General features: G+C 39.1%; 16 protein-coding genes and 11 tRNA genes. 12 read left to right on the forward strand and 15 right to left on the reverse strand.

Annotated elements, in window-relative coordinates; genetic code table 11:
* Positions 1-21: 21 nt before the first annotated feature.
* From I6F47_RS17120 to I6F47_RS17130, 3 genes are all read right to left on the reverse strand, one after another.
* A tRNA-Glu gene (locus I6F47_RS17120) sits at positions 22-97 on the reverse strand.
* A 144-nt stretch (positions 98-241) separates the two neighbouring features.
* Positions 242-317: transfer RNA gene (locus tag I6F47_RS17125), tRNA-Glu, on the reverse strand.
* Between the two features lie 37 nt (positions 318-354).
* Positions 355-430: transfer RNA gene (locus tag I6F47_RS17130), tRNA-Ala, on the reverse strand.
* 1,169 nt (positions 431-1,599) lie between these two features.
* Here I6F47_RS17130 and I6F47_RS17135 point away from each other — a divergent pair.
* The 9 genes from I6F47_RS17135 to I6F47_RS17175 all read left to right on the forward strand — a co-directional run bounded on the left by I6F47_RS17135 (position 1,600) and on the right by I6F47_RS17175 (position 4,836).
* Positions 1,600-1,675, forward strand: a tRNA-Val gene (locus I6F47_RS17135).
* Positions 1,676-1,827: 152 nt separating this feature from the next.
* Positions 1,828-1,903 (forward strand) — tRNA-Val (locus I6F47_RS17140).
* A 161-nt stretch (positions 1,904-2,064) separates the two neighbouring features.
* A tRNA-Val gene (locus tag I6F47_RS17145) sits at positions 2,065-2,140 on the forward strand.
* Positions 2,141-2,293: 153 nt separating this feature from the next.
* A tRNA-Val gene (locus tag I6F47_RS17150) sits at positions 2,294-2,369 on the forward strand.
* 49 nt (positions 2,370-2,418) lie between these two features.
* Positions 2,419-2,494: transfer RNA gene (locus I6F47_RS17155), tRNA-Val, on the forward strand.
* A gap of 32 nt (positions 2,495-2,526) precedes the next feature.
* Positions 2,527-2,602, forward strand: a tRNA-Val gene (locus I6F47_RS17160).
* 61 nt (positions 2,603-2,663) lie between these two features.
* A tRNA-Val gene (locus tag I6F47_RS17165) sits at positions 2,664-2,739 on the forward strand.
* 65 nt (positions 2,740-2,804) lie between these two features.
* Positions 2,805-2,896, forward strand: a tRNA-OTHER gene (locus I6F47_RS17170).
* Positions 2,897-3,189: 293 nt separating this feature from the next.
* Positions 3,190-4,836: a tetratricopeptide repeat-containing response regulator gene (locus I6F47_RS17175; protein WP_024591593.1), complete on the forward strand. Its 1,647-nt coding sequence runs from the start codon at positions 3,190-3,192 to the stop codon at positions 4,834-4,836.
* A 4-nt stretch (positions 4,837-4,840) separates the two neighbouring features.
* Here the strand turns inward: I6F47_RS17175 and msrB are convergent, their stop codons facing one another.
* The 10 genes from msrB to I6F47_RS17225 form a co-directional block, all read right to left on the reverse strand.
* Positions 4,841-5,281 carry a peptide-methionine (R)-S-oxide reductase MsrB gene (gene msrB / locus I6F47_RS17180; protein ID WP_197184255.1) on the reverse strand — a complete coding sequence of 147 codons (441 nt, stop codon included), beginning with the start codon at positions 5,279-5,281 and terminating at the stop codon, positions 4,841-4,843.
* Positions 5,282-5,428: 147 nt separating this feature from the next.
* On the reverse strand, positions 5,429-5,869 hold the full coding sequence (locus I6F47_RS17185; protein WP_007584019.1) for a hypothetical protein: 441 nt from the start codon (positions 5,867-5,869) through the stop codon (positions 5,429-5,431).
* A 2-nt stretch (positions 5,870-5,871) separates the two neighbouring features.
* Positions 5,872-6,390, reverse strand: a complete 519-nt coding sequence (locus tag I6F47_RS17190) for a DUF2919 domain-containing protein (RefSeq protein ID WP_007584017.1) — start codon at positions 6,388-6,390, stop codon at positions 5,872-5,874.
* 10 nt (positions 6,391-6,400) lie between these two features.
* Entirely contained in the window at positions 6,401-8,419 is a 2,019-nt protein-coding gene (ligA, locus tag I6F47_RS17195) for an NAD-dependent DNA ligase LigA (RefSeq protein WP_197184256.1), read from the reverse strand.
* Between the two features lie 80 nt (positions 8,420-8,499).
* A complete protein-coding gene (gene zipA, locus I6F47_RS17200) occupies positions 8,500-9,267 on the reverse strand; it encodes a cell division protein ZipA (protein ID WP_197184257.1) in 768 nt (255 codons plus the stop codon).
* 73 nt (positions 9,268-9,340) lie between these two features.
* Positions 9,341-12,742, reverse strand: coding sequence for a chromosome segregation SMC family protein (locus tag I6F47_RS17205; RefSeq protein WP_197184258.1), 3,402 nt, complete (start codon positions 12,740-12,742; stop codon positions 9,341-9,343).
* A gap of 68 nt (positions 12,743-12,810) precedes the next feature.
* Positions 12,811-13,542, reverse strand: coding sequence for an RNA methyltransferase (locus I6F47_RS17210; RefSeq protein ID WP_024591598.1), 732 nt, complete (start codon positions 13,540-13,542; stop codon positions 12,811-12,813).
* A gap of 75 nt (positions 13,543-13,617) precedes the next feature.
* Positions 13,618-15,654 (reverse strand): FUSC family protein, encoded by a 2,037-nt coding sequence (locus tag I6F47_RS17215; protein ID WP_197184259.1) that lies wholly within the window; start codon positions 15,652-15,654, stop codon positions 13,618-13,620.
* Between the two features lie 10 nt (positions 15,655-15,664).
* Positions 15,665-16,525, reverse strand: coding sequence for an efflux RND transporter periplasmic adaptor subunit (locus I6F47_RS17220; protein WP_197184260.1), 861 nt, complete (start codon positions 16,523-16,525; stop codon positions 15,665-15,667).
* A 5-nt stretch (positions 16,526-16,530) separates the two neighbouring features.
* Complete coding sequence (locus tag I6F47_RS17225) at positions 16,531-16,734, reverse strand: DUF1656 domain-containing protein (RefSeq protein WP_008171772.1); 204 nt, start codon at positions 16,732-16,734, stop codon at positions 16,531-16,533.
* Positions 16,735-17,128: 394 nt separating this feature from the next.
* Here I6F47_RS17225 and I6F47_RS17230 point away from each other — a divergent pair, with 394 nt between their 5' ends.
* The 3 genes from I6F47_RS17230 to I6F47_RS17240 are packed head-to-tail and all read left to right on the forward strand — an operon-like array spanning position 17,129 to position 19,655.
* The gene (locus I6F47_RS17230; protein WP_101216160.1) at positions 17,129-18,238 is read left to right on the forward strand and encodes a YjgN family protein; all 1,110 of its coding nucleotides are present in this window, start codon (positions 17,129-17,131) and stop codon (positions 18,236-18,238) included.
* A gap of 9 nt (positions 18,239-18,247) precedes the next feature.
* Complete coding sequence (locus I6F47_RS17235; RefSeq protein ID WP_024591602.1) at positions 18,248-19,270, forward strand: M48 family metallopeptidase; 1,023 nt, start codon at positions 18,248-18,250, stop codon at positions 19,268-19,270.
* Positions 19,257-19,655 carry a DoxX-like family protein gene (locus tag I6F47_RS17240; RefSeq protein ID WP_101164108.1) on the forward strand — a complete coding sequence of 133 codons (399 nt, stop codon included), beginning with the start codon at positions 19,257-19,259 and terminating at the stop codon, positions 19,653-19,655. The genes I6F47_RS17235 and I6F47_RS17240 overlap by 14 nt, the downstream gene beginning before the upstream one ends.
* A gap of 54 nt (positions 19,656-19,709) precedes the next feature.
* Here I6F47_RS17240 and speB read toward each other — a convergent pair whose 3' ends face one another.
* Both speB and speA read right to left on the reverse strand, forming a co-directional pair.
* Positions 19,710-20,633: an agmatinase gene (speB, locus tag I6F47_RS17245; RefSeq protein ID WP_007583987.1), complete on the reverse strand. Its 924-nt coding sequence runs from the start codon at positions 20,631-20,633 to the stop codon at positions 19,710-19,712.
* 3 nt (positions 20,634-20,636) lie between these two features.
* A complete protein-coding gene (speA, locus tag I6F47_RS17250; protein ID WP_024593856.1) occupies positions 20,637-22,550 on the reverse strand; it encodes a biosynthetic arginine decarboxylase in 1,914 nt (637 codons plus the stop codon).
* Positions 22,551-22,976 lie beyond the last annotated feature (426 nt).

Genomic DNA, 22,976 nt, shown 5'->3' on the forward strand with positions numbered 1-22,976 from the left:
TCCCTATTAAAAATAAGTAAGTGGCGTCCCCAAGGGGATTCGAACCCCTGTTACCGCCGTGAAAGGGCGGTGTCCTAGGCCTCTAGACGATGGGGACACATAAATGTGTCACTAGGACAGTTGATAAGTTTAACTCACATCATGAGCTTTAAGGTAATTGCGTTTAATACAAGTAAAGACTCGAGCTTTAATTGTGACGCTATTTTCTCGGTAAAACCGCCTTTAACTAATAAAAGTTAAGTGGCGTCCCCAAGGGGATTCGAACCCCTGTTACCGCCGTGAAAGGGCGGTGTCCTAGGCCTCTAGACGATGGGGACACAGAAAACTGCTACCCTAGGACAAAACACTAATTTTTGGTGGAGCCATGCGGGATCGAACCGCAGACCTCTTCACTGCCAGCGAAGCGCTCTCCCAGCTGAGCTATGGCCCCAACTTAATCAATACCCGCCGTGATAAACACATCGTGTATCGCTTAGTGCGGGGCGCATTCTATGCACCACCCAAAATAAAGTCAACAGTTTTTTACCTAGCTTTATTTAAATGGTTTAATTTTCAACAAACTGGCTATCAAGCGTGCTAAAAAATACAATTTGAATAAGATTCTAGCCCTACTGCTTATAATAACATCACTATATCGCAGCGAATACTTAACAACACCCTACTCCCCTATTTAATGCAACAAAATTGCATCAAAGCAAAGGTATACATTTATATGCAAATTGAACTTATCTAAAAACTACCAATTAAGGCCCCGCCAATCGCCTTAATCTTTTAAAAGTTACAATTGCTTATAATAACCAAAACTTAAATGTGGATTTGAGAGTGCCCACTGCCTTTACTTGCTTAATAACCAGCGTAACTCGTACTCAAAAACTCGATTATTGTTTGAAGAACATTTTTTAAAGAGCATTGTAGCTTCGTAATGCTATGTACAAAACTTTAGGGCGTGTTGATCTTTGGTGGGTGAATTTGCAGCAGTATGTTTGGTTTTTAGGCAAGGCAGAGCCTATGTAGTTTGGTTATTACCCATGAATAGGCGATAACGCCGCATAAAGTCCAAACATACGCTGCCCTTTGGGTTCAATCCACAAAGGTCAACACGCACTAGTTATATGTGATCTATTTAGTCTTAATCCGAAGGCTATTAGTGAAGTATGAGTATTTACGATTTGGCTAGGTTGGCTTATAAAAATAAAGTAAGTACAAAAATAGAGTTTAGAATGCTGAAAATAGCATTTGTTTTGGGGAGTTTAGATTAAATTCATTTTTAAAGGACCGCTCTATTCACTAAATAACTCGCCCTAATATTAATCCATCTTGCTCATAATCATAAAAACGACTCCAGTAAAAAAAACAATAAGTATCGTGAAGCTAAATTTAAGATTAATAAAATACAATTCCCTACTCACTTTTAGGAGCTTATTAGGTGCTTAATTGAACTGCAATATCAAATTTGATGATAAAATAGACTTCAACCATATCCTATTGTTTATAAAACCTTCATTCAGCACATTTTTATCATTCAAGTGTTGACACATTTCCAACTCTATCTATAATAGCGCCCCACAACAACGCAGCAATGCAATGTTGTTTAGATGTGGGTGATTAGCTCAGTTGGGAGAGCATCGCCCTTACAAGGCGAGGGTCACTGGTTCAAGTCCAGTATCACCCACCACTTTTTAGTTAAAGTGTTCACATCTAAATTCTATATGGGTCATAAGCTCAGTTAGAGAATAGAGAGCATTACCGCTACTTACAAGTAACGGCAAAGTTCACTGGTTAAAGTCCAGTACTATTTATTTAATAGTAGCGTTTTAATTTATATGTGGGTGATTAGCTCAGTTGGGAGAGCATCGCCCTTACAAGGCGAGGGTCACTGGTTCAAGTCCAGTATCACCCACCACATATAAAACCTATTACTATATTAATAGTCGTGTTTTAAAATTGTAATATGGGTCGTTAGCTCAGTTACAAGAAAAGAGAGCATCACCGCCTTTTATAAAAGATGGCGAAGTTCACTGGTTAAAGTCCAGTACTATCTATATCGGTAGTAGCATGTAATATGGGTCGTTAGCTCAGTTGGGAGAGCATCGCCCTTACAAGGCGAGGGTCACTGGTTCAAGTCCAGTACGACCCACCATTCTTAGAATGGTGCATATTACAAGAAAATCTAAATGGGTCGTTAGCTCAGTTAGAAAAAAGAGAACATTACCGCTATTTACAAGTAACGGCGAGGTTCACTGGTTAAAGTCCAGTACTATTTATTTCAATAGTAGCGTTTTAATTTATATGTGGGTGATTAGCTCAGTTGGGAGAGCATCGCCCTTACAAGGCGAGGGTCACTGGTTCAAGTCCAGTATCACCCACCACATATAAAGCCTATTATTATGTTAATAGTCGCGTTTTAAAATTTAATATGGGTCGTTAGCTCAGTTGGGAGAGCATCGCCCTTACAAGGCGAGGGTCACTGGTTCAAGTCCAGTACGACCCACCATTCCTAGAATGGTGCATATTAAAATGTAATTTGGGTGATTAGCTCAGTTGGGAGAGCATCGCCCTTACAAGGCGAGGGTCACTGGTTCAAGTCCAGTATCACCCACCAAATTACATCAAGCGGTTTATTGATAATAAAGAATTAAATAACAAGCATACCTATTATATGTGGGTGATTAGCTCAGTTGGGAGAGCATCGCCCTTACAAGGCGAGGGTCACTGGTTCAAGTCCAGTATCACCCACCACATATAAGCACTTCTACATCATCTAATATTAATTCCTCTGATTATTTATCGTAAAAAGCCTATTTGGGTAATTAACTCAGTTGTAAGAAAAGAGAGCATCGCCTCCCTTTACAAATAATGGCGAGGATCACTGGTTCAAGTCCAGTATCACCCACCACATATAAATATCATTCAGTAGCTCTACTAGTAATAATTCCTCTTTCTTGCTTTAAATATATTTTATACTTTTATTCAAATCTAAGCTTCCATATCAAAGCACTCATCAAATATAGCGTTATCAATTTTACTTATTTAGTTTTTAATTATGTTATTCGGCTCAGTAGCTTCGTAGTTAGATAAACGTATTAGGCAAAGTTAAGTACCTAATAAATACAGCTATCATTTAAATTCCCTTGTAAGGAGTTAAACTGTTGATTATAGTCTGTGTTAAATACAATTACGCTTAAGCCAATGCCAACTAAGATCTATTCAAAAGCCAAAATACTTATAGTAGAGGAGCAGCCACTTGCTCAAAGCTATATGAAACAATCGTTAGAAAGGCTTGGCTTTCGGCAGTTGCGCTTTGCTGATCATGCAAATTCTGCAAAAGAGCAGTGTTTAAGTGAAGAATTTGATCTAATCGTTTGCTCATTCAACTTAAATAAACACCAAGATGGCTACCAGCTTTATGAAGAGCTACGTGTAAAGCAACTCATAAAAAGCTCGACAGGCTTTATTTTTATATCAGCAGAAACAAGTGGCTCACTCGTTCATAGTGTTCTTGAGCTGCAACCTGATGACTTTTTAGTTAAACCTTTTACAGTACAAGAGCTTAAAATACGCATTGAACGAATCTTAAAGCGTAAACACGACTTACAAACAGTGTATTCATTAATTGATGATGGTAACGATTCAAAAGCTATTAAGTTTATTGATACCGCTCTGGATAAAAAAAATAATAATTACAGCCCTATCCTACTTCGCTTAAAAGGTGATGCCTTACTTCGCTTAAAGCGCGCTCAAGATGCAAAAGACTTTTTTAAGTCTGTTCTCGACATTCAAAAATTTGCTTGGGCAAAAGTAGGCTTAGTAGAAGCACTTATAGCGAATAACGAACATATTTTGGCGCAGCGAATGCTTAAAACAATGTTAGAGCGCCAAGAAACTCGTTTAGTAGCCCTTGATTTGTTGGGCAGATTAGAAATAAAGCTAAATCAATTTGAGCTAGCACAAAGCTTTTTAAGCCAAGCTGCAGAAATTGCACCGCGAAATATCACACGCCAAAAATCGCTAAGTAATGTGTCGCTAATTAATCACGACTACGAAAAAAGCTATTTAACTCAAAAAGATATAGCCACCTTTGCAAAACACTCAATACACGACCACCCCGATGTATATTTGAATGCAGCACGTGCAGGTATCGACTTTGCGCTAACGACTGATCAAACCGATCAAATTCAACGAATTTCTAGGCAAACCAATCAGTACATTAATGATTTAAAAAAACAGTTTCCTAATAATACAAATCAAGCTCAAATTGATGTACTTAATGCACGACTCCATTACTTAAAAGACGAGCATCAAAAAGCGAAAAAGCTAATTGAACAACTTGATGATGACGATACTCATATCCGATCGGTTGATGGCGCACTTGATAAAGCAAAAGCATTTCATGAACTGGGGTTTCATCAAAAGGCGCAAACCTTATTCACACAAATAATTAGCCACTGTGAAAGACATCCCGCAGTTAGCGACACAACTTACTTACGTTATATTCAGCAGCAACAAAGTGAGCGACGCGATATTAAAATGGGTCCAAAAGAGCTTAACAACCATGCCGTTAGTCAATTTAATAAAGGCCAATTAAATACTGCGTTGGAAGCTTTTACACAAGCGTTTAGAGTCATGCCTCGTAATCAAAGTATCGCACTTAATTTATTACAGTGCCTATTTGATTCAACTAAGCAATCTGGCAGCTCATTTAATATGGATCTTGCTAGAAGGTGCTACGCCCTTCTTGATAAAACTAAATTACAAGCAGATCAGACGCAGCGTTTAGATAAGATTTTGCACATAGCAAAAGAAATGAATTTAGATATTCAAAGCGCTAGTAAATAAAATATTAGAGCTTTTTCATTGATGCGGCATTAACGCAATAACGTAAACCCGTTGGTAATGGACCATCTGGAAAAATATGGCCTAAGTGCGAATCGCACACGTTACAAACCACCTCTATGCGCTCCACACCATGACTTGTATCGCTTACATAGCCAATCGCTTCAATTGTCGCAGGTTGCGTAAATGACGGCCAACCAGTACCACTATCAAACTTCTCATCAGCATCAAACAATAGATTATCACAGCAAATACACACATACTTGCCAGGTTCGAGTAATGTACAACTACCCGAGCTACCTGGGCGCTCTGTTCCCTTTTTACGTGTTACGTAATATTCATCTTCTGATAGTTGCATCCGCCACTGCTCGTCAGTTTTGACTACTTTTTTACTTGGGGTAGGATTGCCATTGGTGGCAAAGTTAATAACATCATTCCACTTCAACATAATAGCCTCATTGAATAGTTGATTAGCTATACTTTATAAAGTCATAAAAAGTACGGCTAATTATTACGTTATTTAATACACTAAAGATCAGCTAAGGAGTGTTGACCGTTTAAGACTAAAACTCGTTCAATCTTAAAGGTAATTTTCTTAGCTAAAGGTAATATTTTGTTTTTCTGAGTCGGTAAGTATTCGTTTAATAAAACTATCTAGCTCTGCTTTTTTTACAGGTAAACTAACACTCATTTGGCGCTCGTTATTACTGTAAATTATTAGCTCATCATCTTTTGTCGTTATACGTTCAATACTCTCAATAACTAACCAATCTGGACCGTGCTTTTTATCAAAAAATCCCATCAAACTAAAAAGTAATAAGTGTTGGGCGTCTCGCTGAATAAAATCCTCCAACCTGTTTCTTGATTTAAATAAAGGCGTTAACCTATAAACGCTTGAGCAAAAAACAAATACCCATAACCCAAATAACGCTTTAAACCACATAAACTCTAAAAGCTCAGTGCTAATCATTAAAATAATAAGCACAAAGCCTATTATCGATATAGCTATCGCTATTTTTTTATTTACGGCGTCCACAACTAATCCCTTTTAAGTCGCTTTTTTTCTTCTGATGCCTTTTCTGTCGGCTCAGGCCAATCATTAAAGAAAACAGTTAAATAGCGGCTTTTCACCAAATACCATAATACCCATAAAACAATCATCATTTGTACTGCTAAAAATGATGAAAATCGATAATGGCTATGCGCTGCTTGAACACTTAACCATGTTAAATCAACAACTGCACATAAAATAAGAGGCCAGCGCATATGTCGCCATATTCTTGCTAACCTGTTGCTTGCACTGTGTGAATCTCGTGGTCTGCGTAAACAAAATAAAATAGTCGGTATTATTGCAATACTTCCAATCGTTATTGCGATAAAAAAATCATTTTTATTTTTAAAAAATAACGACATTAAATCTAGTTCAGGCCTGCGGCTTAAAGCCGCAATAACCCAAATAAAATAACTACGTAATAGCACAAGCACACTTAAATGAAATGCAATAGGCGTACGGTAACTTCCGTACTTATCCCAGTATTCTGGCCCATATCGGCTCATTGTCATTTTCCTAACCGTTATGCTTTATAAGCAACTCAATTAATTCATCTTCAGTTAGTATGTCTATGCCTAGGTCTTGTGCTTTTGTTAGTTTTGAACCTGCTTTTTCACCCGCCACTAACGCATCTGTTTTAGCCGATACGCTACCAGACACCTTGGCACCAAGTTGTTGTAATCGTGCTTTTGCATCATTGCGATTAAGTGTATTAAGCGTACCTGTAAGTACATATGTAAGCCCAGCGAGCGGCTGTTCTTCCTCAGAAGGTGCGCTCAACGCTGGCCAGTTTACACCTTGATCTATCAGCGCATTAACAACTGCTAAATTATGCTCTTCATCAAAAAAGCCACGAACATGAGCAGCTACTATTTCGCCTACATCACTTACTTGCGTTAAACTATCAATGCTGGCATTTATTACATTTTCAAGGGTTAGAAAGTGATTAGCTAAATTTTGTGCTGTCGCCTCCCCGGCTTCTCGAATACCTAATGAATATAAAAACTTAGCAAGCGTAGTGCCTTTAGCCTCTTCAAGTGCTGTTACTAAGTTTTTAGCTGACTTAGGTCCCATACGTTCAAGTGACTCAAAATGCCCCTGTTTTAAAATAAACAAATCAGCAGGCGTTTTTATAAGTTCTCTATCGACTAACTGATCAACAATCTTATCGCCAAGACCATCTATATCCAGCGCTTTGCGCGAAGCAAAGTGCTTAATAGCTTGCTTACGCTGTGCAGGACATACAAGTCCACCCGTACAACGGGCTACAGCTTCGCCTTCAACCTTTTCAACATGAGAATCACAGATTGGGCAAGTCGTCGGGAATTCAATATCTCTGGCATCATCAGGTCTGCGTTCAAGTACAACTTGAGTTATTTGTGGGATTACGTCTCCAGCACGGCGAATAATAACTGTATCGCCTACTTTTACGCCTAAACGTGCAACTTCATCACTGTTATGAAGCGTTGCATTTGATACGGTAACGCCACCCACAAAAACAGGCTTCAAACGTGCAACAGGTGTAATGGCGCCAGTACGACCGACTTGAAAATCAACATCAAGTAGTTGGGTTATTTCCTCTTGCGCCGGAAACTTATACGCAATAGCCCAACGAGGAGCACGTGCCACAAAGCCTAAACGCTCTTGTAAGGTCTTTTTATTTATTTTTATTACTACGCCATCAATTTCATATTTAAGCTCACCACGGCGCGTTAAAATATCGCTGTAGTACTCGAGCGCGGCTTTTGGACCTTCAACTAATTTTGTTTCTGGGCACAAAGGTAGCCCCCAATCAGTCAGCTTTTCTAATTGCTGATAGTGATCCTCAGGAATGCTGCCATCAGCAACAAGCCCGGTGCTGTACGCATAAAACATGAGTGGGCGTTTAGCGGTAATTTTAGAGTCGAGTTGACGCAAACTCCCCGCCGCTGCATTACGCGGGTTAACAAATACTTTTTCACCGCGTTTTTCTGCTTCAGTATTCAATTTATTAAAGCCAGCGCTGTCCATAAATACTTCGCCGCGAACTTCAAGCTCTTTTGGGTAATCACCACGTAGCTTGAGCGGTACATTACGAATGGTTTTAACATTTTGAGTAATGTTTTCACCGGTAAAACCATCACCTCGAGTAGCCGCTTGTACAAGCACACCATCGCGATAAATAATTGATACAGCTAAACCATCAAGTTTTGGTTCACAACAAAAAGTAAGCTCATCAGTACTCATTAAACGCTCTTTTATACGGCGATTAAACGCAGTGAATTCTTCTTCACTAAAGGCGTTATCAAGCGATAACATGGGTACTTGGTGCGCTACTTGTTCAAATTTACTAAGTGCTGCACCGCCTACTTTTTGTGTAGGTGAGTCGGCGGTTAAAAATTCAGGATGCTCGGTTTCAAGTGCGCTTAGTTCGCGTAATAACCTATCGTATTCAGAATCAGGAATACTGGGGGTGTCGAGCACATAATAATTATAGTTGTGTTGCTCTAATGTAGTACGAAGATGATTAACTTGCTCACTAATGCTGCTAGACATTTAAACCTCAATAAACATAAAAAAAGCCACTTTGACGATTCACCGTCCAGTGGCTTATAAAAATATAATGTATGCGTTATTTACGCTGAAAAAGAACGAACCTGCTCAACATATTGTCTTACGCGATCTACTGTCATTTCATTTCGCTCAGCATCTAAAATTTGCGCACCAAATTCATCCGCTAACTTTTTAGCTGCGCTGTGCAACATATTAAATGCAGCTAGACCATCGCCGTCGCACGGTAACGTCATAAATAAGCTTACCCCTGCGGTACTAAACTGTTCCATATTATCAATATCAAACGTACCTGGGTTGTACATATTTACTAATCTAAATAAAACAGGGCCTTGACCAGCCGGATCTAAATGGCGATTAAAAAAGCCTTCCTCAGAATATTTAAAACCTAAAGTGTTAACTGCTGGCAATAATTTACTGCCCTGCATACTAAGCTCTTCCGGCATTTGAATATGTACAATAACAAAGTCAGACATTTGGGCAGGTGCTTCTTCAGCGCTTTGCTCTTTTGCGTCTAGGTCATCAACTATTTCTAGGTCATCTTCAATCGGCACTTCAGGCACGCTTGTATCTATTTGCGGCTCATTTGCATCAAAGTTAAGCTCACCAAACTGTGGCTCATCACGTTCGTTTTGCATTAGCTCTTTTGGTTCAGCCTCAGTTCGAAACGGTTTAGATGAAGCTGATGCGCTTTCTTGTAATGGTTCAACCCGCTCGTTATCAGATACTTCTGGGCGGTCTTTTTTTCTCACAGACCACAATCCATGTATTAATAAACCACCAATGACAACTACACTGATAATGATTAAAACCCATCTTAATTGTTCGGCCATCCCCTCACCTTTTATTATTTGATATGCCTAAAACCTGTATATTAATTAAAAATAATACACTTGTTATAAAAATTTATGCATGTGCAAGTTGCACAGCCTGCTCTATATCTACAGCAACCATACGCGATACGCCAGGTTCTGCCATAGTAACACCTGTTAATCTACCAGCCATTTCCATCGCAATTTTATTATGACTAATATAAATAAACTGCACTGATTGTGACATTTCTTCAACCAAACGGCAAAAACGCACAACGTTGGCATCATCTAATGGTGCATCTACTTCGTCCAGCATACAGAAAGGAGCTGGATTGAGCCTGAATATAGAAAACACTAATGATAATGCGGTCAGCGCTTTTTCTCCACCACTTAACAAATGAATTGTTGAATTTTTCTTACCCGGTGGTCGTGCCATTATACTAACACCACTTTCGAGTAAATCGTCACTGGTTAATTCTAAATACGCACTACCACCACCAAAAACCTTAGGAAATAGCTCTGCAAAGTCTTCGTTAACTTGATCGAACGTCGCTTTAAAGCGTGTTTTGGTCTCACTATCAATTTTACGAATTGCACCTTCAAGGGTACTTAACGCTTTTGTTAAATCATCTAATTGATTATCAAGATAGTCACTACGAGCTTTAGCTAAATCAAACTCTTCTATTGCCGCTAAGTTTACTGCACCTAATTTATCTAACTGATTAGTAAATCCGGTTAACTGATTTTGCGCTGCACTTAAATTCAATGAATCAGGTAATTCATCAAGTATTGCTTTTAAGCTTTGCTTTAGCTCTTCTAATGGTTCGAGCGCAACTTGCGCTTTTATTAGTAAGCTTTGCTCTTCAATTGTTAGCTTTTGATGCTGCTCTTGCAAGCCCACCAGCTCACCTTGTGAGTTTTTAAGACTTGCTTGCTTGGTGTTTAAACTTTCTTTAGCGTGAGATAATTCTTTTTGTAGCACTACCAGTGCCTGCTCGCCTTTTTGATGCTGCGCTAAAAACTGCGTTATTTTATCGCTAAGCTCTTGCTCTGGGATCAGCAGCTCTTCTATTTCATTGAGTAGTTCTTGCGCACCTTCAGATGCACTAACGTGCTCCTGCTCTGCATGGCTCAATTTGGTTTGGCTTAACTGCCATTCACTGCGTGCCTTTTGCTCTGAGAGCGTTGCCTTATGCGCTTGCGTTTTATATTGCTCAAGCATGCTTAATGCTTCGCTATAACTTTTATCACTTTGTGAGCGCAGGCTATTTGCAGCGTCTACCTCATCCGCTAAGTTAAGTTGCTGCTCATTTAACACTTCAAATTGCTCTGTTTGCTCATCAAGCACGTTATTTAATTGCAAAAGCGCAGTGGTTAATTGCTGTTTTTGTTTCTGTAGCTTTTCTAGTTGAAGCTTAAAGTGCGCTACTTGCTGTTTGAGCATATCGCTGCGTGTACCGGCTACTGCTATATTTTGCGCAAGCTCATGTATGGCTTCTTTTAGCTCGCTTTGCTCGTTAATTAACTTTACTTGCTCGGCTGTATGCTCATCACGAGTGCGTGTTACTTGTTTTAGCTCATCCTCGGCATCAATTAACTGCTGAGCTTTATCCTGCAATTGCTTATGTTTTAAAAGTAATGAGTTTTCGGCATTTCGATCAGCACTTACATGCCAGTTACGACCATATAAAGCACCGTTTTTATCCATAACGGCTGTATAATAAGCATCTTTTAACAGCGTTAGATCACCGCTCTCGCTATAAGCAATGCGCGTTAAATGATCTGGGTACACGCCGCTTGTTATGAATGCCGCTAAGCTATTTTCAGCAATGTGCTTACCACTAATTGGCCACACACTATTATCAGCTTGCTGCTCACTTACGTTTAAGTGCTCTAGCGATTTAAGTGCTTGCTCTATTAAGGGCTCAAAGCCTTCTTTAACACTTAGCTGATTAAACAAACCATTAGTACTTTCACTTTCTTCATCAAACCCTAATGTACTTTTAAGCCCCGTTATACTGGCTTTTAACTCATTTATTGTTTGAGTAAGCGTCGAATATTGCTTTTGTGAGTTATTAACACGCTCATTTTGCACTTCAAGCTGAGCACTGCACTGCGTGTGCGCTGTTTGTTTAGCGGCAAGTTCTTGGGTTAATGTTTGTGTTTGCTGTGTTTGCTGCGTTAATTGTTGTTCTACATCGCTACTTTGTAAGTCAGTAAGCTGCGCATTTAACTGATCAATTTGCTCGTTAACGTGGCTTATTTGCTGCTGAGTTTGTTTAATGTGACTGCTATGCAGTTGCGCATTATTATTAAGTTGCTGCTGTTGCTCACACAAAGTTTGCCAGTGTGTATTGTGGCGCTGCTTCAGTGCTAATAATTCCTCAAGCTCATGCGTTAACTTCCTTACTTGCTCTTCGCACATTAACGCGTTTTCACTTGCCTCTTGCAGGGTTTCATTTAGTTGCTCGCACACAATTTGCTGCTGCGTTTTAACTTCAGTGCTATGGGTTTGGCGTTGCTGTAATTTAATTAAATTTTGTTTAAGCGTTTGAGTTTGTTGCTTTACATTTATTTGCTGTTGCTCAGCGCGGGTAAGCTCGGTGTGTATTACATGTTGCTGATGTTGTGCATCGCTTAGTTTATCTTGCTGAGCTTGTACTTGCCCTTCTAAGCTTGCAAGTACATCGTCATGCCCTGAGTTAGCAGTTTTAAAAAACGAAATTTGATCGTTCAGTTTTTTAATTAGAGTACTTTTTTCAAGTTGTTGCTGATGTAACTTTTGCCATTTTAAAACCGCAATTTGCCCTTTTAACGTTCGCTCTTGCGCTTTTAACTCGCGGTATTTTTTTGCATCAACCGACTGCACAGCCAATTTATCTAACTGGCTTTGCAGCTCTTTACGCACATCTAACAAACGCTCAAGGTTTTCGCGGGTGCTTTTAATGCGTGTTTGTGTTTCGCGGCGGCGCTCTTTGTATTTAGAAACACCAGCAGCTTCTTCTAAAAATACGCGTAATTCTTGTGGTTTACTTTCTATTAAGCGCGAGATCATCCCTTGCTCAATAATTGCGTAACTACGCGGACCAAGACCTGTACCTAAAAATATATCGGTAATATCACGCTTACGGCATTTACTGCCATTTAAAAAGTACAGCGATAGCCCGTCGCGCGTTACTAAGCGTTTAATGGCAATTTGGTTTCTGTCGGCAAATGTGTTTGAAGGACTACCTTTATCGTTATCAAAAACAAGCTCTACAGAAGCTTGTGATATGGCTTTACGATTAGTTGAGCCATTAAAAATAACGTCGGTCATGGCATCGCCACGCAGGTTTTTAGCAGAGCTTTCACCTAGCACCCATCGTACTGCATCAATAACGTTAGATTTGCCACAGCCATTAGGGCCTACAACACACGTCATTTGATCAGGAAATGGAATTTTAGTGGGCTCTACAAACGATTTAAAGCCCGCTAATTTAATAGTGCTTAAGCGCATCTTATTGTTATTACCAATTTATTATTGTTATTTGTCATAAACAATTTAACCCATAATTTACTAATAGATTAAGCTTGTCGTTTAAAGTTATCTAAAATAATACCGGTCGCCATTGCAACATTAAGTGACTCTGCACCACCAAAAGCGGGAATGGTTATTTTATTGGTCACTAACTTTGCACATGTCTCGCGTATACCATGCGACTCACTGCCCATTAGCAAAACGCCTGAGCCCGTAAATTGGGTTTTATGTACACTTTGTCCATCTAAAAAAGCACCGTAAACAGGTAAATTTAAAGACTGTAAGTAATCAGGTAAATCTACTTGGCTTACCGATACCCTTACAAACGAGCCCATTGTGGCGCTAATTGTTTTAGGGTTGTAAGCGTCTGCGCTGTCGGTGCTAGTTACTATATGTTTAATACCGTACCAATCGGCTACTCTAATTATAGTGCCTAAATTACCAGGGTCTGATACGCCATCAAGCGCGAGTATTAAGCCATTTGCTTGTGGTAAAGCCGCCTTTGGCATATCAACAATAGCAATGGCTGCATTATTGCTAACTAATGTGCTCGCTTTAGTGAGGGTTTCTTCATCCGCTTCAATAAAATTAGCGTGCTGATACTCACTTTGGTACGCATTTATAAATTCGTTTGTAGCAAAAATATTAACCGCATTTAATGGGCTGTTTAATAACTCAAGTACGTTTTTTTCACCTTGTACAAGGTATTGATTATATTGCTTTCGGTACTTTTTTTGGCCAAGTTGGCGAATAAGTTTGAGTTGGTTTTTTGAAATCATAACAGCCCCATAAAATTGTCCATCAAGTATAACAGATTTCGTTATAACATCTGAACTCGAAAGCAGCGAATGGGGTTAATTTATCTTGCTGGCACTTCTTTCAAAGGTCAGATTAATGCGAATAAACATCCCTTTTATCGCTTCTAATTGATTTGAATCACCAACAGATGCGGCTAATTCGTTATAAAGATTATCAGACGCTTGCTTAAAGTTTTCATCAAACTTACCTTTGGTAGCCAGCATAAATGCATCAGCCAACGTGCGTTGCCACTCATTTAAGTATTTTAGCTTTGTGTCACCAGCAAGGTTTTCGCAAATTGAGTTTAATCGCACTGAAGCATGCCCTAAGTTTAGACCGGTAAGAGCCATATCGGTAATAGCGCGTGAGTGTGAGCCCTGATCGTAATTAGTTAAGCGGATTAACCTATCTGCCATGCGGCGGTTGTACCAAATACTCGGAGTTTGATGGGTATTTATTTCGAGTAAATCTTTATAGGTAGCCTTAAAAACACGATGAACAAGTAACTGAACACTTGGTCCTGTAAATAACTGAAAAATCCAAAATAAAATACTCACGCCAGCAAAAATAGCGATTGCAGAGCTGAGTGTATAATCAATTGAAAATGCTAGGCTCATATCCATGCTGGGTCTAACCAAAATAGTAAATGGAATACAAAACCCTAAGCCGTATGGCAGCGTTTGTTGATCAGCGAGTAACAGCAAACCCAAAAAATACGGACCAGCTAATACAAGCAATAATATTTCTAATTGCCCTCCACTTTGCGACAGTAAATTTAACGCATAAAAAATAGTTACAAAAGTGGCAACAATTATACCTGCCAATAAACGTTTAATTACAACCTGTAAAATAGCCAAGGGTATTCTCGCCAGCATTATCGAAAATATGACCGGTAATATCATAATTAATAATGCAGCTGAAGAACCAGTATTAATCCAAATAAATGCGCCGATAGAAAACACCAAAGCAGTTCTAAATCCAACAATAATGCCAGCTAATGGGTCACGATATGTAAGCATACTGGGTGCATTTAATAATGTTTTATCGCGTTGTTCTAAAGCTCTGTATGCGCGTAGTAAAATTGTTAAGTCGGCTGCGACTTCTAAGCTCACATTGAGCATGTGAGATTCAAATGGCGAATCACACACCGTATTTGCTCTATAGTCGGTTAGCTCTTTACGCAGTGTTTTAACTTGTTCGGCGCAGTAATCAAAATCGTCAGATTCTTTAATTTGCGCGAATACGTGTTTAAGTTTACTTATTAATTTGTCTAATGTGGGAGTAATAAGGTCTGCGTGGTTTCGTTGCAGGCGACCAATTATTTGAATTGAAGCCAGTAAAGAAAGCACTTTTTGCGACAATTGATTTGCAGCACGTGAGCGTCCTGGACCTTTTGGTCCTTCGTACCTTACTGCGCTGGAGTCTTCGTTTATAGATCCTAATGTTGCCATAATGCCATCAATTTGCTGATGGCGATTTTCGTGCGAGCCTTTAGAATCAAGCTCAGTTACTAAATAATCTAACGTTTGGTTTATAACCGATCGAGCTTGTACTTGCAGTAAGTGTTTAACTTTTACAGGCCAAAACAAATGGCTCACAAGGCCTGCACATATTGAGCCTATTACTATTTCACTCACGCGCGCTTGTGCAATATCAAATATGCTTTGACTGCTTACCATTGCCGGAGTAACCATGACTAAAAGTACAATAATAGCGGCTGTTACACCTGCCATAGCAAACGCATAAACAAAGTTTGCTTGGCGTACCATTGCCGATAACGCAGAGTTTACCCCCAACCATAATGCAAGTGCACCGAGCGCTAAATAAGGGTAGAGAATTAGCTGAGTTAAAAGCAATATGCCAAATAAACCACCCACTATGGTGCCTATTATTTGGCAAATTGCTTTTTCAATAACTAATCCGCTTTGCGGGCGTAATTGCAAAAATATAGCCGAGACTAACGCCCAATAAGGTCTTTCAAGATTAAGCCACATAGCAATAGTAAGCGCCATTACCATGGCTATAACGCCCTTAGTCGCAAAAATAATTGCCTGTTTTTTAGGAAAAAACAAATTTTGTAATACAACGCCCACTGTCTTCCCCTTAACGTGTAGCGAGATGTATTGTGGCGGTCATTCCTGCGCTTAACTGTGTATCTTCGGGCAATGAATCTAATTTAATATCAACAGGAATACGTTGCGATAAACGTACCCAATTAAATGTTTGTTGTACTTGTGGTAAAAGCTGTCCGTTACTTTGTGTATTCGTATTTGCAATTGCTTTACCTACACTCACTACATGCCCCGTTAATTGCTTACCACCGCTTAGAAGCGCTATTTTAGCTTTTTGATCAGGATAAATAAGCGGTATTTTACTCTCTTCAAAGTAACCTGTTACGTAAAACGAATCTAACCGCACAATAGCAAACACAGGGGTGCCTTGAGCTACATAGTTACCTTGGCGTAAATTCAGATTAATTATTTGCCCCGATGCAGGTGCAACAATTTTAGTTCTATCAACATTTAATTGCGCAATTGTTTGCTCTGTTTTAGCTAGGTTATAATTTGCCTCAGCAATTTTAGTATTGATACGTGTTGATTCTAGCGTTTCTTCACTTATTGCCTGTTGAGTGTTTAGCTCAACACGTCTTTCGTATTTATGTTTAGCAAGCTCCCATGTATATAGCGTATTTTCTGTATTGGCTTTACTTTTATCAAGCGCTGCTTGGTAACGCTTTTGATCGACATTAAAAAGTACTTCGCCTTTTTGTACGTTTTGACCATCTTTAATGTTTAAAGCAGTCACCCAACCCGATACGTCTGGAGCAACTGTAACTATGTCTGCTCGAATGCGACCATCGCGCGTCCAAGGAGTATGCATGTAGTCAGTCCATACCCAACGCCCAGCAAAAACCGCAGCTATAACAACCAAGATAGTAAAAGTAATACGCAGATATTTAATCATTCAATTTATCTTCCACTTAGTAAATAGACGGCCAGTGCCAAGTAACAAACAAATAGTGACACTTCAAACCAAGCCACTTTCCAAATACGGTCATGCCAATCTAGTCGATGCAAAGCAAAACGAGTCAGCGCTGTTAAAATAAACGCAATTGGGAAATAAACAATCAGCGGGCTAAATTCTAATCCCCCTAGCACGACTGCTTGAAACATAATAAATATCCTAATGTTATTTAAAGCGGTGATAAAAGCTGTAAAACCTAAATAAATTTACATCCCTACTACTCTTACAATCTATTATTTTGGCATATAAATCAATTAGCTTAATTGTACGTAGGTGTGCTTAATACATAATTAATGCCATTACATTTAAGCAGCATTAACTATGTATAGTAGCTAAATCGTATATTAAAAAGCTAAAGATCCCAGTTACCAGCCAAATAAATAAAACCAGCGAGGTTTATTTATAAAAAAGTATTAGAGTATTTAACTCAATACTTAAAACGCCTATTTATAGCTGTTTACAGAAGGGTGAGATAATTATAAACATTGAATTTTGCACTAAAAATGGGTAAATTAACAAAAAAACAACATGGATATAATTTTAATGGAATCAATACACCCTACCCCATCTGAAACAACCCCACCAATAAATGAGCCTGCTGAACCAATTTTTAGCGGAAAAGTGCAGTTTAGTGGTAAAGGCGGTGAGTTTTTTGGAATTTGGATCGTAAATATATTACTTAGCGTTATTACGCTTGGCATATACTCAGCATGGGCTAAAGTACGTACGCATCGCTATTTTTACGGCCACACCCGTATAAATGGTCATAGCTTTGACTACCTAGCAACGCCAATACAAATTTTAAAAGGTCGGATTTTAGCGGTTATTGTATTTTTTATTTATACATTTTCTATTAGCTTTATGCCTATTTTAGGCCTGTTTATTGCTCTTGGTTTTATCTTTTTAATGCCATGGATTATTAACCAAGGTTTACGTTTTAATCTGCGTATGACCCGCCATCGTAATGTTCGCTTTGCTTTTAAAGGCAGCTATGGCGAAGCCTTTGTTAACTTTATACTTTTACCTATTGCCAGCATATTTACGCTTTATTTATTAATGCCTTACGTTATAAAACGTATTGATAGCTATATCCATAGCAATATTAGTTATGGCGACAAACCGCTTACTGTAAATCTAAAAGGCGAAACCTATTACTTAACAGCGCTTATTTGCTTTGTAGTGAGCTCTATCACCATGGTGGTATTTATGGGGATTTTAGGATTATTTGGCCTCAACTTAGTAGATATTGAAAATCAACAAAATTTAGAAAACTCTGCAGCTATGGTTATGCTTCCTATCTTTATGATGATTGCCTATGTGCTAATGATTGCCATTGTTTCTGCTGTATGGCACGCCGCTATTAGAAATCACATTTTTGATAACAGCTATTTTGAAGGCGTTGCTACATTTAAATCAGAGCTAAAACCAATTCCTTTCGCTGTTTTACTATTAACTAATATGTTGGCTATTGTATTTTCTTTAGGCCTTGCATACCCATGGACAAAAGTACGTACATCAAAAATGCTCGCTGATGTAACTAACGTCACTATTTATCCTGGTGCATTAAACCTAATTGATACCGCGCAAGAACAGCAATCATCATTTGCTGAGGAAGCTGCAAACGTATTTGATATTGACCTTTCTCTAACTTAAGAGCTCACTATGCATGTAAAGGGACATTTTTTCCCCATCGCATCGAGTAACTATCAAGTGTGTGTTGCAACTATTAGCGACACACACATTGAAGTTATCAACGATGAACACGTTATAGCTCGCCACGCAATCTCAAGTCTAAAATTAAGTTCGGGGATGGCAGGACTTGCCGACGAACTAAACTTTGAAGATGGCAGTCGTTTTATTCCTCAAGATGTAAGTTACAGATGGCCATTTAAAGAAAATAACCATCACATAATGGAGCGCCTTGAAAAAAGTAAATGGGCAATTTTAGCTGCAGTCATATTTACACCGCTTTTTATGTGGTTAGTACTTTATAAAGCGGTACCGGCCATTGCTGTTTACAGTGTTGATACCTTGCCACGAAATGTTGTGGAACAAATGGGGGAGCAAAGCTTTACACTAATTAAAAAGATTGCGCTTGACCCAAGCGAGCTGCCCGCAGAGCAACAAGCTAAAGTACAAGCGCATTTTACAAGTATGCTTAATGCGTTATCGCTTGATCAATCGATTTATAGATTATCGTTTTATAAATCAGACAGCTTTGGTGCTAACGCGTTTGCACTACCCCATGGTCGTATCGTGGTCACAGATGATTTAGCAAATTTACTTGCCGATAAACCCAATGCACTAAAAGCGGTATTGCTACACGAGATGGGCCATGTAGTCCACCAGCATAGCGTACGTATTACAGCACAATCTGCCGCAAGTACGATTGTGCTAGCGGTTGTATTTGGTGATTTAGAAGGGGTTGCAGAGGTTGCATTAGGTACGGGTGCATCGTTTGCTCAGCAAGGGTTTTCACGAGATATGGAACGCGAGGCAGATACCTTTGCACTCATTCAATTAGAGTCGCTTGGGTATTCGAGTAATGATTTTGCTGATGCAATAGAAGCGCTGCAAGAAAGCCATACCAGCGAAAACGAACACCTAGAAAAAGTAAATGACTTTTTAGAGTACTTATCTAGCCACCCAAGTGCACAAGAGCGTATTGACAATGCTAGGAAATAATCGCGGTTATATTCAACTTGCTCGCTACATAGTGAGTTTAAGTTGGATATATCATGGCTTTTTTCCAAAGCTTTATCATATAGCACCTCTTGAAAAATTAATGACTGGCAGTGCTGGTTTTTCAGCAGAAGTGTCTGACTTAATTACACGTTCGGCGGGTGTTGGCGAAATTATATTTGGATTGTGTTTATTTGTGTTTTATAAAAATAAACACCTAGTAATTTTAAATATTTTAGCATTAATTGGCCTTTTACTCGCTGTAGTTGCAATGCAGCCACAATTACTTATTGAAGCATTTAACCCTGTTACTACTAACCTGCCTCTTATTGGGCTAAGCGTTATTTGGTTAAAGGAAATTAAGCTGCTGAATAATCGATACCTCTAACTAAAAAAGGGTATGCCTGCGCATACCCTTTTTTGTAGTATTTAATTTGTAAAATTAGTACTTATTTTTATGCGTCCACAAATGCAGTAATTCGCTCGCAATGGTTGCTGCGGCAATAGCGGTAAGCTCACTTTGGTCGTACGAAGGTGATACTTCTACCACATCCATACCTACCATGTTTATGCCTTTTAGCGCACGCAGTACTTTAAGTACTTTATCTGACGTTAAACCACCGCACACAGGAGTGCCTGTACCAGGCGCAAACGCAGGGTCTAAACAATCAATATCAAACGTTAAGTAAACAGGTAGGTCACCTACTCGTTCAAGTATTTGCGCTGCAATATCATTTGCATGTAAATCGTTGGCTTGCATTGCATCAATCACAGCAAACTCATGTTTGCTTTGATCAAAGTCGGTACGAATACCTATTTGTATACTGTGTTCAACATCAATTAGCCCTTCCATTGGCGCATGATAAAACATAGTGCCGTGATCAAATCGCGAGCCGTTGCTATAGGTATCTGTGTGCGCATCAAAGTGCACTAACGCCATTTTGCCATGTATTTTTGCGTGAGCGCGTAACAGCGGAAGCGTCACAAAGTGATCGCCCCCTAAACCTAATAGCGTTTTACCTTGGCGAAGTATTTGCTCAGCAGCCATTTCAAGTTGCGCAGTAAAATATTCAGGGTCGCCAACAGGGTAAGTAAAATCCCCTGCGTCTGCCACTTTTAAGCGCTCAAACAACGGGAACGTCCACGGGTACTTAGTGTCTTCCCATGCTAAATGAACCGACGCACGACGAATCGCATCAGGACCTAAACGTGCACCAGGGCGACCCGATGTCGCTAAATCAAACGGTAAGCCTAAAACGACTACGTCTGCATCAATTGCATTAATATTTTGCACCATAGGACGACGTAAAAACGTCATCCCATTTGAGTACAATGAGTGATCTGCGTGACCAAACAAAGTCGACATTGCTTATAACTCTTCTAAATAAGTGTAGCCATCAAGGCCGCTTTGCAACTCGTCTAAAACGCTTTGCTGTTCGTGTTTTTCAATTTTAGTGCTTACTAACTGCTCGTATGATTGCTGAAAACTTTCAACATCTAAATGTACATAGCGCATCATATCGGCAACAGTGTCACCTTGGTTTATCTCGGTAATACTTGCAACGCCTTGCTCATCCATATTAACAATTGCGCTGTGCGTATCGCCAAACAAGTTATGCATGTCACCTAAAATTTCTTGATAAGCACCCACCAAGAAAAAGCCCATTAAATAAGGTTTATCAGCGCTAAACTCTGGTACAGGTAGTGTGCTTTCAATGCCTTGTCCATCTACGTAATGCTCAAGTGCACCGTCTGAATCACAGGTTATATCAAGTAATACAGCACGTTTTTTTGGTGCTTCAGTTAAGCCACTTAATGGCAATACCGGAAACACTTGATCAATGCCCCATGCATCTGGAAGCGATTGAAATAACGAGAAGTTTACAAAAAACTTATCGGCTAAACGTACGTTTAACTCGTCAATAATAGGACGATGAAAACGGTTTTTGTTATCCATGTGCTTGTTAAGTTCATAACAAATACGAATATTAATTTGTTCAGCCCACGCACGTTGCGATAAGTCTAATAAACCGAGTGCAAATTGGTTATGCGCTTCAGCTAAGTCACCTTGGCTGTCGTGATAAATTTCAATTAATGCACGGTCATCCGTCAAATCAGTTAACTGTACAAACGATGCCCACATATTTTTTAATAAAAGTGGTGCATCTGCCGCTGGCGCTACTAATTCTTCTGGCGTGTAACTTTCAGTACCAATAACATTGGAAATAAGCACAGCATGATGCGCTGTAAGCGCACGACCCGACTCAGAAATAATAGTCGGCATTGGTTGCTCATATTGCTTACATGTATCACCAATGGTGTACACAATGTTATTTGCATACTCAGCCAAACTGTAATTCATAGAGTTATGCGATTGGCTACGTGTGCCGTCGTAATCAACAGCTAAGCCACCACCTACATCAAGGCAGTCAATTTCTGCGCCTAATTTGCGTAACTCACAGTAAAAACGCGCAGCTTCGCTTACACCTAAACGTACGTCACGAATGTTCGCCATTTGCGACCCTAAGTGAAAATGTACTAGCTGTAATAAATCAAGCTGGTTTGCGTCTTTTAAACGATTAACTACATGTAAAACTTGCGATGCAGATAAACCAAATTTTGATTTTTCGCCGCCACTCGCTTGCCATTTACCTTTACCTTGCGACGCTAAACGTACACGAATACCAATGCGTGGTTTTACGTTAAGCTCTTTTGCTTGGCTAAGTACCATGTCTAGCTCAGAAAGCTTTTCAAGTACGATATACACTTTATGACCTAGCTTTTCGCCAATAAGTGCTAAACGTACGTATTCTTTATCTTTGTAGCCATTACATACAATAACAGCGCTGGTTTTTTCAGCCAGTGCTAATACCGTAAGTAGTTCAGGCTTGCTGCCTGCTTCTAAACCAAGTTGCTTTTTTTCTACTTGTGCTTGGCTTGCTACTATTTCTTCAACCACTTCACGTTGTTGGTTTACTTTTATTGGGTAAACTAATAAGTAGTCTTTAGGGTAACCATAGTTTTCAATCGCTGTATTAAATGCGCCGCATAAGCTGTGTACACGATGGTGTAAAATTTGCGGAAAACGAACTAAAGCAGGTAAGCTTAAACCTTTATCTTGTAGTTGCTTTGCGATATCTGTTAATGCAATAGTTTGCTCTGGTGCATGAGCCTTGGGCGCAACATACACATCACCTTGATCATTAATACCAAAAAAACCTTGGCTCCAATGACGAACATTGTAGCTCGTACGAGCTTGTTCTAGTGATGTTGTTTCTTTCATTTATCTTTCTCTTTTATTTAATTAATGCCGACTCGGCTAGTGCCGCGCATTAAAAGAAAAATAGACATTCAAGTCCAACAAGTATTTTTACTCGTAACGAGTGATTTTTAATGTTGATAAAACGACCAATCACGTATTGCTCTCTAGCGTATATAAAATAGGACTTTGATGATTATTAAAGATAAGAAAAGCTGTAAAAAATGGCTGTTTTTAAATGACTCATTATAAATTTTATTAGCAAAAATGAGTTGGCTCATTCACTAAAATTAATCTTGAGTTACTTTTTTATAGAATTTACTTTTGATGGATTAGAGCAAGGCATTCTCAACACCTCAATTACTTACAGTTTAGCCAACGTGTTGTGACCAAGTAATACCCATGTATTTTTAATTTAATATAATTTGCACTTCTAAAACGCTCAGCATA

It is taken from the genome of Pseudoalteromonas sp. NZS37 (assembly GCF_015864265.1).
GTDB classification, from domain to species: Bacteria; Pseudomonadota; Gammaproteobacteria; order Enterobacterales; family Alteromonadaceae; genus Pseudoalteromonas; species Pseudoalteromonas arctica.